This is a genomic window from Bradyrhizobium elkanii USDA 76 (assembly GCF_023278185.1).
GTDB classification, from domain to species: domain Bacteria; phylum Pseudomonadota; class Alphaproteobacteria; order Rhizobiales; family Xanthobacteraceae; genus Bradyrhizobium; species Bradyrhizobium elkanii.
Genome location: NZ_CP066356.1, coordinates 4,184,391 through 4,196,424 on the forward strand (window position 1 = coordinate 4,184,391; position 12,034 = coordinate 4,196,424).

The window sequence follows — 12,034 nt, forward strand, 5'->3', positions numbered from 1 at the left end:
CCTTTCGCTGTCCTGACGCGCTTTCCGCATGCGAACCGATTTCGCTCGAAGCCGCTTCAGTCCTGCCAGTATGAGAAGCTGTTGTGATCCAGTGCTTGCGCGCAGGCGCCGCGGGTCATTTTCAGGAACAGCGCGTCGCCGCGCTCCGAGCGCTGCACGCTGAGGGCGGAGACCACGCCCATCATGATGCCATGCAGCGTGTACCGCCGGTAATCCCGCCAGCAACGATCCCAGTCATAGTCCCGCACGCCGCGCCGGATCAGTTCCGAATGATAGAACCGCACCAGGTCGGCTTCATGAAGCCGCCGTTCGATCGGGTCGATGCCCGCCGACAGGAAATAGGCGACGTCGACGATACCTGGACCCACCGTCAGCGTCTGCCAGTCCAGCGTCGCCATCGGATGGCTATTGCCGCGGACGTCGAACAGCATGTTGTCGAGCCGGAAATCGGCATGCTGGAGGGTTCGCGGCGCCGATCGATCGGACTGGTAGCGCAATAGCGCGTCCGGAAGCCGGTCGATCAGACCAAGGAATTCCGGCTCGATCACGCCGCGATATCGCTCCTTGTAGTGACCGATGATGCCGGGCAGCACCGCGCGAAGGTCTCTGCGCCGGCCTGCGGCCACCACGAAGCACGGCACCGCGTCGAGCGTCGGGTCGCTCCATCGCGGCGCATGCAACGCGGCGGCCTCACGCATCGCTGTCAGGCAGTCCGCGATCAGGCATCCGGCGAGCTGATCACCAGCGCGCGCCGGCGCCAGGTCTTCCAGAATCAGCGTGAAGTCGTCGGTCGCCGGATCGATTTCGGCGAGAATCGGCCGCGGCGTGTGAATGGCGACGGTGGCGGCCAGCTCGCGATAGAATGCGACCTCGCGGACGTAAAGCGTGTGCGCGGAACCGGAGCGGCGGCTGTCGGGATCCGCGGCCGGGAATTTGCCGACCACGCTCGCGGGCATGTTCGGCTCATCGCCGTCATAGGTCAGGCGAAATCGATAGCTGTCGCCAACGAGGCCATTGCCGACCGGCTTACACGCGAGATCGACGACCCTGACCTGGTCGATCACACCGGCTTCACGCAGCGCCCGCGTCATCCACTCCGGATCGATCCGCGACGGATCGGCCGTGAGCAAATTCATCGGTTTCCTCCCATCCCCGTGGGCGTCACCACCGCTCCGGCTGCGTCTCGCGTCAGCCGGATTGAGGACGGGGTGATCGTTGCGCAAATCATACAGGCGATGCCGTGGCTTTGGCAAAAGCCACCCGCCGGCCTGTGGGGATATCATGCCCGGGATGTTGCCCGGGCATGAGGAAGCAGACGTGAGGAGCCTTACCAGCCTTCCAGCACGATCTTGCCGCGCGACTTGCCGCTTTCCAGCAGAGCGTGTGCGCGCTTGAGGTTGGCGGCGTTGATGGTGCCGAAGGTCTGGTCGAGCGTGGTGCGCAGCACGCCCTTGTCGATCAGGTCGGCGACATCGTTGAGCAGATGATGCTGCGCGATCATGTCAGGCGTCTGGAACGAGGAGCGCGTGAACATCGATTCCCAGTGCACCGACACCGCCTTGCCCTTGAACGCGGCGACGTTGAACTCCGGCGGATCGTCGATCAGGCCGAACTTGCCCTGCGGCGCGATGAAGTCGGCGATCGACTTGTAGTGCTGGTCGGTGAAGGTGAGGCTGGCGACGAGGCCGACCGGCGGCAGCTTCAGTTTTTCGATCTGCTCCTTCATCGGCTGCGAGTGGTCGATCACCGCATGGGCGCCGAGATCGCGGCACCACTTTTGCGACTCCGGCCGCGTTGCGGTCGCGACCACGGTGAGCCCGGTGAGGCGGCGCGCAAGCTGGATCAGGATCGAGCCGACACCGCCGGCGCCGCCGGTGATCAGCAGCGTGCGCGGGTCGAGGCTCTTGCCCGGCACCGCGCCGAGCCGGTCGAACAGCAGCTCCCACGCGGTGATCGAGGTCAGGGGCAGGGCGGCGGCCTGCGCGAAGGACAGCGACGCCGGCTTGTTGCCGACGATGCGTTCGTCGACCAGATGAAATTCCGAATTGGTACCCTGGCGCAGGATCGAGCCCGCGTAGAACACCTCGTCGCCGGGCTTGAAGAGCGAGACCTCGGGCCCGACCGCGTCGACCACGCCGGCCGCGTCGAAGCCGAGGATCTTGTAGCCGCCGTCGGTCGGCGCCGCGCGCTTGCGCACCTTGTAGTCGACCGGATTGGCCGAGATGGCCTTCACCGCGACGCGGATGTCGCGCCCCTTCGGCTCGGGCTTGGCGATCTCGAAATCGACGAGCGAATCCACCGCCTCGATCGGCAGCGATTTTTGGTATCCGACGGCCTTCATGCCTGGTCTCCGTGGTGGGCGATTGCTTGCCGTCTTACCTGTCGCGCTGGCGTCCATTTGGCAAGTACTGTAAAAACAGGGAACTAGTCCCTGTTTGTATACTATTGGGAAAATATTGCATGAAACGGAAGAATTTCGCGCGCCGGCCGGGCTGCGCGGTCGAGGCGGCGCTCGACCTGATCGACGGCAAATGGAAAGGCGTGATCCTGTATCATTTGCAGGCCGGCACCCAGCGCTTCGGCGAGCTGCGGAAGCGGATGCCCGGCATCACCCAGCGCATGCTGACCAAGCAGCTGCGCGCGCTCGAGGACGATGGCCTCGTGATCCGCAAGGTCTATGCCGAGGTGCCGCCGCGGGTCGAATACACGCTTTCCGAACTCGGCGAGAGCCTGCGCCCGGTGATCGATATTCTGAAAGCCTGGGGCGAGGGCCATCAGGAGCGGCTGTCCTGCGCGCCGGCGCCGGAGGTCATTGTGAAGAAGTCGAAGCGCGCGGCCTGATGGGCGTTCGCGCTTCACCTCTCCCGGAGGGAGAGGTCGGATCGCATCGCAAGATGCGATCCGGGTGAGGGATTACGCTCCACCGAGGAAGCGGCGCCCCTCACCCGAATTGCTTCGCAATTCGACCTCTCCCCGTTGGGGAGAGGTACGTCGCCTCAGAACGCAACCTGCGTGCGCAGCGCGACCGCGTCGAACTTCGAGCCGACGTCCGCGGTCGAGGTCGCCGAGGCCTGCTTGGCGATATCGCCGTGCAGATAGTTCAGCATGAAGCGGACGTTGTTGTTGACGTACCAGTTCAGCGCGGCGGTGTAGACGGTCTGCCGTCCACCCGCGATGCCGACCGCCTGCGCGATCTGATCGTTGAGGTCCATCGTGCTGACGCGGCCGGCGATTTCCCAGGCGCCCCAGCCGCCGCCGGCGAGCGAGAACGGATCATGCGGCTTGATCCCGCTATAGGAGGCCGTCGCCGGATTGTAGGCATGGTTCTCGCCGGTCAGCACGTAGCCGACCTGCGCGTAGCCGCCGTCGAACTTCAGGCTCGGCGCGCCGAACGGCGGCAATCCGGTGTTCGCGGAGCGATCGACATTGAACCAGTAATATTCGCCCTGCGCGATGAACGGACCATAGGTCGCGGCCGCCTCGACGCCGTACACCTGCGCGCCGGAGACATTGGCGATCGCACCGGTCGAGATCAGCGTCGTCGGATCGATGCGCAGCTCGGGCCGGTCGCTGAGCGTGAGCGTCTGCGCCTGCGTCAGCTGGTTGCGCGGCGGCTGCACCAGCCATTCCGCATCGGCGCCGATATGCACCGAATAGTTCTTGCCGCTGATCGGATTGCCGGCGACACGGATGACGCCGCCATACTGCTCGGACGTGCCGGCCGGCGAGGTCGAGGACGCGGAGTGGATGGCGCCCGACGTCGGTCCGGTGACATAGCCGCCGATCCAGAACTGGTCGTTCCACCAGCGGGTGCCGGCCGCCGAACGGAAGTCGCCGGCGGCGATATTCTGTGCGATGATGCCGACCGAGGCGCGCTCCATGAACAGGATGTCGTTGGAGCTGGTCGCTTCGTCGAGCGTCCACGGCACGTCCATGATGCCGCCTTCGATCGCCATCTTGCCGCCGAACGGCTTGAAGCCGGTGTAGCTCAGATACGCGTTCTCGATGCCGGAGGTGCCGCCGCCGGGCAGCGATCCCGGCGCCGCGCCGCCGAAACCGTCGGACGAGCCGCCGAAGTCGTAGATCAGCGAGTAATTCCAGTCGCCGAAGAATTTGCCGACGATGCCGATGCGCGCGCGGCGGACGTTCTCGCCGCTGTCGAGCTTCTGCGGCGAGGTGCCTGCGGTGTTCGGACGATAGTCGTAGCCGCCGACATCCCAGTGCACGCGGCTCGTGATCGCAACGCAGTTCTGTTCGTCCGCGGTGCAGATGGTCGGCCGGTTGTTCGGCATCGTCACCACGACGCCGGATGGCGCGACCGGGCCCTTCACCGGGATCGCGGCGTTGGCGCTCGCCACCCGCGCTGCCTTGGCGTCCGCCGCCTTCGCATTGGCGTTTGCGCTGGCCGCGGTTGCGGTATTGGCGTTGGTCTGCTTCTGCAGTCTGTCGAGCTTCTGCTCGAGCATCTTCAGCTGCTGCTTCAGCAGCGCGATCTCCGCATCGCTGCCGCCTCCGGCCGATTGTGAATAGGCCGGCGAGGCGGCGAGCGCCCCGGCCAGGCCGATGGCGATGGCACCAACTTTTGTCGCACCCATTGTGCACCCCTGTTGTGTTTGAAGTCCCCACTCACTGAACGGTCCTAGGAGCGTATCGTGACTGATGCACGACAGTGCTTCCGGGCATCGCAGTTCCGCTTGTGGTCCGCAGGCAACAAGCGGAGCGGCGCAGTGAGATGACAGCCATCATAGAAGCTTGGCGGCGCGCTTCAACGTGGCTGCCGCGGGTTGTGCACCGGTCCGGCGGGGGGCCAGTTATCCAGCCGGGCGCCCTTCAATTGCCCGGCGAACACGCCTATATTCCGGCGTTTCCACGAGAGGTGAGAATGCTCCGACCTGTCCGTTTTGCTGCCGTATCCGCTCTGTGCACCTTGGCCTTCATGGGGAATCTTTCCGCAGCCGCGGCCCAGGACCGCCGCGTGCCGTCCTCGCAGGCCGAGCTGCAATTGTCCTATGCGCCGATCGTGCAGCGGGTGCAGCCGGCGGTGGTCAATGTCTACGCCGCCAAGACCGTGCAGAACCGCAATCCCTTCCTGGACGATCCGATTTTTCGCCGGTTCTTCGGCGTGCCGGGACAGCAGCCCGAGCAGATGCAGCGCTCGCTCGGCTCCGGCGTGATGGTCGACGGCTCCGGGCTTGTGGTCACAAACAATCACGTGATCGAGGGCGCCGACCAGGTGAAGGTCTCGCTCGCCGACAAGCGCGAATACGAGGCGGAGATCGTGCTGAAGGACAGCCGTACCGACCTTGCGGTGCTGCGGCTGAAGAACACCAACAAGGAAAAATTCGCGACGCTCGACTTCGCCAATTCCGACCAATTGCTGGTCGGCGACGTCGTGCTGGCGATCGGCAATCCGTTCGGCGTCGGCCAGACCGTGACGCACGGCATCATCTCGGCCCTGGCGCGCACTCAAGTCGGGATCACGGATTATCAATTCTTCATTCAGACCGACGCGGCGATCAATCCCGGCAATTCGGGCGGCGCGCTGGTCGACATGAGCGGCCGGCTCGCCGGCATCAACACCGCGATCTTCTCGCGCTCCGGCGGCTCGCAGGGCATCGGCTTCGCGATCCCCGCCAACATGGTGCGCGTGGTGGTGGCCTCCGCCAAGAGCGGCGGCAAGAATGTGAAGCGGCCGTGGCTCGGCGCGCGGCTGCAGGCGGTGACGCCGGAGATCGCGGAGACGCTGGGGCTGAAGCTGCCGAGCGGCGCGCTGGTCGCCAATGTCGCGCCGAACAGTCCTGCGGCGAAGGCCGGGCTCAAGCTCTCCGACCTGATCGTCGGGATCGACGGCACGCCGATCGACGATCCCAACGCGTTCGACTACCGCTTCGCGACCCGTCCGCTCGGCGGCAACGCGGAGATCGAGGTGCAGCGCGCCGGCAAGCCGGTGAAGCTCACCGTGCCGCTGGAGACCGCGCCCGATACCAATCGCGACGAGATCGTGCTGACCGCGCGCTCGCCGTTCCAAGGCGCCAGGGTCGCCAATATCTCGCCGGCGCTGGCCGATGAGCTGCATCTCGACGCCGGCGCCGAGGGCGTCGTGGTGACCGAGCTCGCCGATGACGGCACCGCCGCCAATGTCGGCTTCCAGAAGGGCGACATCATCATCGCGGTCAACAACGAGAAGATCGCGCGGACCGGCGACCTCGAGAAGGCTTCGAAGACGGGGTCGCGGATCTGGCGCATCACGCTGGTGCGCGGCGGCCAGCAGATCAACGTGACGCTCGGCGGATGAGCCCCAAGGTGAACCGCAAGTGAGCCCGAAGCAACCGCGCGAGGCCGGCAACCTGTTCGCAGCGGCGGGGATGGAGCAGGACGCGCCGCACCCGCTGCCGGACCGGCTGCGTCCGCGCACGCTGGCCGATGTCGTCGGCCAGGATCACATCCTCGGCCCCGACGGCGCGCTGACGCGGATGCTGGAGACGCGCACGCTGGGCTCGCTGGTGTTCTGGGGACCGCCGGGCACCGGCAAGACCACCGTGGCGCGGCTTCTGGCCGACGCCACCGAGCTGCATTTCGAGCAGATCTCCGCGGTGTTCTCCGGCGTCGCCGATCTCAAGAAGGCGTTCGATGCCGCGCGTGCCCGCCGCGAGACCGGCAAGGGCACGCTGCTGTTCGTCGACGAGGTGCATCGTTTCAACCGCGCGCAGCAGGATTCCTTCCTGCCCGTGATGGAGGACGGCACGGTGGTGCTGGTCGGCGCCACCACGGAGAATCCATCGTTCGAGCTCAACGCGGCGCTTTTGTCGCGCGCCCGCGTGCTGGTGTTTCACTCGCTCGATACGGCGGCGATCGAGAAGCTGTTTGCCAATGCCGAGAAGATCGAGGGCAAGCAGCTGCCGCTCGATGCGGAAGCCCGCGCCGTGCTGGTGCGGATGGCCGATGGCGACGGCCGCGCCTCGCTGACATTGGCCGAAGAGGTCTGGCGCGCCGCCCGCAAGGGCGAGGTGTTCAACGCCGAGCAGTTGCAGGCCATCCTGCAGCGCCGCGCGCCGATCTACGACAAGTCGGCCGACGGCCATTACAATCTGATCTCGGCGCTGCACAAGTCGGTGCGCGGCTCCGATCCGGACGCGGCGTTGTACTATCTCGCGCGCATGTTCGATGCCGGCGAGGATCCGCTGTTCCTGGCGCGGCGTGTGGTGCGGATGGCGGTCGAGGATATCGGCCTTGCGGATCCGCAGGCGCTGGCGGTCTGCAACGCCGCCAAGGAGGCCTACGATTTCCTGGGCTCGCCCGAAGGCGAGCTCGCGATCGCGCAGGCCGTGGTCTATCTCGCCACCGCGCCGAAATCCAACGCGGTCTACACCGCGTTCGGCGCAGCGATGCAGACCGCGAAGCAGGGCGGCTCGCTGCTACCGCCGAAGCACATTTTGAATTCGCCGACCAAGCTGATGAAGTCGGAGGGCTACGGCTCCGGCTATCAATATGATCACGACATGCCGGACGCATTCTCCGGCCAGGACTATTTCCCGGAAGCGCTGGGCCGCCAGACCTTCTACGATCCGCCCGACCGCGGCTTCGAGCGCGAGATCCGCAAACGGCTGGATTACTGGGCGCGGCTGCGCAAGGAGCGGGGCGGGAGCTAGATTAGGCTGCGGCCGCGAATGACGCGCGTTCCGGTCCTGTCTGCGGGGGCGAGGTACACTTGCACAAGTTCGGAATACTAGAAATATATCCCTGAGTTGCCCGACGTGTCAAGTTGCTTGGTGCCACGCTGATCGCCGCCGGCTCCTTTGCATGGGGTTGTTTTCGACATTTTGGCAACGCCCGCCCGCCAATAACTTCATATTGCTCTAGCGATCACTTGACGCTTTTCACGAACTCCAAAATCTCGTCCGTCAGCCGCGTGTCCGGCGTGTTGATCGCATAGACCTCCGACATGTGGCTGTGCTGCGGCAGCATGAAGCTGCGGGCGCAGCCGCTCGGCCGCTTGCAGCTGGCCTGCTTCATGAGCTCGAACTGCTCGACGAAGCGCGGCGGATCGAGCTCGGCCGCGGTGATCAGGAACGGGATCGGGCTCGTGACCAGGCCTTGCAGCGAGGAGCGCTCGGCATAGCGCGAGGGGTCCGAGCCGTAATAGGCGAGCTCGGCGTCGCCGGCCGGCGAGGCCGTCAGATCATAGATGCCCGACACCATGATCGCGCCGGCGAGGCCGCCGCCCTTCACCTTGTGGAATTCGCCATGGGAGACATAGCTCGCGACATGGATCGCGCCGGCCGATTGGCCCATCAGGAAGATGCGCTTCGGCTCGCCGCCGCGGGAGGCGATGTTTTCCGAAACCCACTGCACGATCGCGCCCATGTCCTCCGCGCCTGCCGGCCACGGAAAGGCCGGCGCCAGGCGGTAGGTGGCATTGACGCCGACGAAGCCGTTCTTCACCGCCCACAGCATGATGTTGTCGTAGAACGGGCTGCCGGGGGCGCGCTTGTGGCCGGCAATGAGGCCGCCGCCATGGATGTAGATCAGCACGGCTCGCCCCGGCGCCGTCGTCTCCGGCGTGAACACGTCGAGCAGATGCCGGTCGGCGGGGCCGTATTTGACGTCGCGCCCGACCTTGACGCCCTGATAGGGCTCCTTCTGTTGCAGCGGCGCGTAGAGCGCAGCGGTCTTGGGCGGGTCGATGACGCGGCCGAGTTCCAGGAGCTTCCAGGCCAGATCTTCCGGCATCGCGGCTTCGGGCATCGGGCTTTGCTGGGCGAGCGCCGGGGCCGCGAGCATCAGGGCCGCCGCCAAAGCCGATATCGCCAGTCTCATTCCAGGCCCCCCCCGTCGATTGCCGTATTCGACATGGCCGATGCCGCACCGGATTCACACCGATTTCGCCGTGACGATTCGCGGCATTTGCGCTAGGCACAATGCAGGTCTGGAGCCGAAAAATCACCATGAGCCGCCGCATCAAGAGAACCACATCGCCGGGCGACCGCGCCAAAGGGCGCGACAAGGGCCGCGACCGGGACCGCGCCGGCGATCGTGGCAAGAGCGGATCGGCGCAGCGCAGCCGCAAGCCGGACGAGCGCAAATCCGGTGACCGCAAGTCCGGTGAGCGCAAGTCCGGCGACCGTCCGTTCGCGCACCGCGCGGCCGGAAAGCCGCCGCGCTTTGCCGAGCCGCGCCGCGACCGGCAGGAGCGGGCCGAGCCCGCCATGTCGAAAACTGCCGCGGCCGAGCAGCCATTGCCAACCAAGGTGCAGACCGTTGTCGTCACCGCCGACGAGAACGGCATGCGCGTCGACCGTTTCCTCGAAGCGCGGTTTCCGGGCCTCTCGTTCTCCCATATCCAGCGCATCGTCCGGAAGGGCGAGCTCAGGGTCAACGGCAAGCGTGCCGATTCCAAGGACCGGCTCGAGGAGGGCCAGAGCGTGCGGATTCCGCCGCTGCGGCTCGACACGCCGAAGACGGCCGGCGCGCTCTCCGAGGCCGAGGCGAAGACGCTGCAGGCGCTGAAGGACATGACGCTCTACGAAGACGACGACGTGCTGGTGCTGAACAAGCCGGCCGGTCTCGCCGTGCAGGGCGGCTCCGGCATGACGCGCCATGTCGACCAGATGCTCGAGGTGATGCGCGATGCCAAGGGGCAGAAGCCGCGGCTGGTGCATCGGCTCGACCGCGAGACCTCGGGCTGCCTCCTGGTCGCCAAGACGCGTTTCGCCGCCACGCATCTCACCGGCGCATTCCGCCATCGCTCCGCGCGCAAGATCTACTGGGCGCTGGTCGCCGGCGTGCCGAAGCCGAAACAGGGCCGCATCTCGACCTATCTCGCCAAGGAGGAGAGCGAGGAGGACAGCATCATGCGGATCGCCGAGCATGGAGACGAGGGCGCGAGCCACGCGGTGACCTATTATGCCGTGGTCGAGACCTCGGCGACCAAGCTCGCCTGGGTGTCGCTCAAACCGGTGACCGGCCGCACCCATCAATTGCGCGCCCATATGGCGCATATCGATCACGCGATCGTGGGTGACCCGAAATACTTCAACAAGGAGAACTGGCAGCTGCCCGGCGGCCTGCAAAACCGGCTGCATCTGCTCGCCCGCCGTATCGTGATTCCGCACCCGAGGGGCGGCGTGATCGATGCCACCGCGCCGCTGCCGCCGCACATGCTGCAATCCTGGAATCTGCTCGGGCTCGAGGCCGACCGCTTCGACCCGATCGAGAACGCGCCCGAGGAGTGACGGTCGGGCGCCGCTATCCGGCGCGGACAGCAAGAACGATCAAACGGCTCTGCGCTTTGCGGCTATCCTCGCGCGCCGGCCTATGCCGGCCTGCAACGGAGACTCTCCATGATCGGCACCTGGCTGCGCGTCACGCTTTTCCTGATTGGGTCGGCTGTCGCCGCGGTGACGGCGCAGGCCGAGACCATCGTGCTCCGCGGCGGCACGCTCTACGCATCGGCCGATGCGGAAGCGCTGCCGGATGCGGTGATCGTGATGACCGACGGCATCATCAGCGCGGTCGGCAAGTCCGGCGACATCCAGGCGCCGCCGGATGCCCGCGTGATCGATTGCAGCGGCAAGACCATCGTCGCCGGCTTCTGGAACAGCCATGTCCATTTCACGCAGAATGTCTGGCGCAACTCCGGCGCAGCGCCGGCCGCGGCGCTGACGCAGCACATGCAGGAGATGCTGACGCGCTGGGGCTTTACGACGGTCTGGGATCTCGGCTCCGATCCGAGCGACACCTTGCCGCTGCGCAAGCGCATCGCCGCGGGCGAAGTCGCCGGCCCCAACATCCTGTTTGCCGGCAACATCTTCCCGAAGGGCGGGCACCCCGTCTACATCCCGCGCGAAGTGCAGCTTCCGGAAGTCGCAACGCCCGAGGAGGCCACGAAATGGGCGCGCGACTGGCTGGCTATGGGTGAGGACGGCATCAAGCTGTTCACCGGCGCCTTCATGGGCGACAAGCCCGTCGTCAACATGGACCCGGCGATTGCGAAGGCAGCCGTCGATGTGGCGCATGCGCAGGGCCGGCCGGTGTTCGCGCATCCGCAGAACAAGGTCGGCGTCGAAACGGTGATCCAGGCCGGCGTCGACGTGCTCGCGCACACCACACCCGGCGAACCCAGCTACACCGGGGATCAGCTGGCGCGGTTCAAGGCGCAGGGGACTGCGCTCGTTCCCACACTGTCGCTGTTCACCACCGTGGTGCTCGATCCGAACGTCACCAACCGTCTGGTGGCTTCGACCGTCAACCAGCTCAAGCAGTTTTCGGAGAATGGCGGCACGGTGCTGTTCGGCACCGATGTCGGCTTCACCACGCTGTACGACACCACGCAGGAATTTCAGCTGATGCACCGCGTGTTGTCGGAGCGGCAGGTGCTGGCCTCGATGACGACCAATCCGGCAGGGTTCTTCAAGGCCGCGAGGAAGGGACGGGTGGAGCAGGGCTTCGACGCCGATCTCGTGGTGCTCGACGGCGATCCGCTCGGCGACGTCGGCAATTTCGCGAAAGTGAGCGCCACCATCCGTGCCGGTCACGTGATCTACCAGAAGCCGTGACGAGGGCGGGGAACTCGCATCTCGGGGGCAGCGTCGACGCATGGTGCGTTCACTTGAAGCGTTGCTGCCGCGTCACGACATATAGCTGATGAAACGATCCTTGATTATCGGCGGCGTTTTGCTCTGCGCCATGAGTGCGGCGAGCGCGCAATTCCCTCCGCCCGGCCGCTCGATGTGGGACCCGCCGGTGCCCCAGCCTCCGCCGCCGCCGCGGATCGAGGTGCCGGCCATCCCGAGGATGGATGCACCGACGCAGCCGAGCCTGCGTTCGCGGCCGCGCAGTTCGTTCGGTGACCGCGTCAGCCGCTGCCTCGACGAGGCTGCCGCCGCCGGCCTGAACCAGGCCGAGCGCGCCGCCTATTCGCGATCCTGCGCCAACCACCGGGATTAGGGCAGGGTAATCGCACTTGGAAAGAACTGATTTTTCTGCACCGTCATGGCCGGGCTTGTCCCGGCCATCCACGTCTTTCTTTGCATGA

The 12,034-nt window shown here is 66.1% G+C and carries 10 protein-coding genes; 6 read left to right on the forward strand and 4 right to left on the reverse strand.

Annotated features, from left to right (window positions below):
* Positions 1–56 precede the first annotated feature (56 nt).
* Both JEY66_RS20280 and JEY66_RS20285 read right to left on the reverse strand, forming a co-directional pair.
* Positions 57–1,136, reverse strand: coding sequence for a phosphotransferase (locus tag JEY66_RS20280; RefSeq protein ID WP_016843772.1), 1,080 nt, complete (start codon positions 1,134–1,136; stop codon positions 57–59).
* Between the two features lie 191 nt (positions 1,137–1,327).
* Positions 1,328–2,341 (reverse strand): zinc-binding alcohol dehydrogenase family protein, encoded by a 1,014-nt coding sequence (locus JEY66_RS20285; RefSeq protein WP_018272125.1) that lies wholly within the window; start codon positions 2,339–2,341, stop codon positions 1,328–1,330.
* A 119-nt stretch (positions 2,342–2,460) separates the two neighbouring features.
* Between JEY66_RS20285 and JEY66_RS20290 the strand changes: the two genes are divergently transcribed.
* Positions 2,461–2,841 carry a winged helix-turn-helix transcriptional regulator gene (locus JEY66_RS20290; RefSeq protein ID WP_016843775.1) on the forward strand — a complete coding sequence of 127 codons (381 nt, stop codon included), beginning with the start codon at positions 2,461–2,463 and terminating at the stop codon, positions 2,839–2,841.
* A 155-nt stretch (positions 2,842–2,996) separates the two neighbouring features.
* On the opposite strand, the gene JEY66_RS20295 is transcribed toward JEY66_RS20290, so the two are convergent.
* Positions 2,997–4,595 (reverse strand): OprO/OprP family phosphate-selective porin, encoded by a 1,599-nt coding sequence (locus JEY66_RS20295; RefSeq protein ID WP_016843776.1) that lies wholly within the window; start codon positions 4,593–4,595, stop codon positions 2,997–2,999.
* 341 nt (positions 4,596–4,936) lie between these two features.
* Here JEY66_RS20295 and JEY66_RS20300 point away from each other — a divergent pair, with 341 nt between their 5' ends.
* Both JEY66_RS20300 and JEY66_RS20305 read left to right on the forward strand, forming a co-directional pair.
* Positions 4,937–6,295, forward strand: a complete 1,359-nt coding sequence (locus tag JEY66_RS20300) for a DegQ family serine endoprotease (protein WP_018272124.1) — start codon at positions 4,937–4,939, stop codon at positions 6,293–6,295.
* A gap of 19 nt (positions 6,296–6,314) precedes the next feature.
* A complete protein-coding gene (locus tag JEY66_RS20305; RefSeq protein ID WP_016843778.1) occupies positions 6,315–7,649 on the forward strand; it encodes a replication-associated recombination protein A in 1,335 nt (444 codons plus the stop codon).
* Between the two features lie 214 nt (positions 7,650–7,863).
* On the opposite strand, the gene JEY66_RS20310 is transcribed toward JEY66_RS20305, so the two are convergent.
* Positions 7,864–8,817 carry an alpha/beta hydrolase gene (locus JEY66_RS20310; protein ID WP_041482665.1) on the reverse strand — a complete coding sequence of 318 codons (954 nt, stop codon included), beginning with the start codon at positions 8,815–8,817 and terminating at the stop codon, positions 7,864–7,866.
* A gap of 128 nt (positions 8,818–8,945) precedes the next feature.
* Here JEY66_RS20310 and JEY66_RS20315 point away from each other — a divergent pair, with 128 nt between their 5' ends.
* From JEY66_RS20315 to JEY66_RS20325, 3 genes are all read left to right on the forward strand, one after another.
* A complete protein-coding gene (locus tag JEY66_RS20315; RefSeq protein ID WP_026192892.1) occupies positions 8,946–10,232 on the forward strand; it encodes an RluA family pseudouridine synthase in 1,287 nt (428 codons plus the stop codon).
* Positions 10,233–10,340: 108 nt separating this feature from the next.
* Positions 10,341–11,555, forward strand: a complete 1,215-nt coding sequence (locus tag JEY66_RS20320) for an amidohydrolase family protein (protein WP_018272121.1) — start codon at positions 10,341–10,343, stop codon at positions 11,553–11,555.
* Between the two features lie 88 nt (positions 11,556–11,643).
* Positions 11,644–11,946 carry a hypothetical protein gene (locus JEY66_RS20325; protein WP_026192891.1) on the forward strand — a complete coding sequence of 101 codons (303 nt, stop codon included), beginning with the start codon at positions 11,644–11,646 and terminating at the stop codon, positions 11,944–11,946.
* Positions 11,947–12,034: the final 88 nt, after the last annotated feature.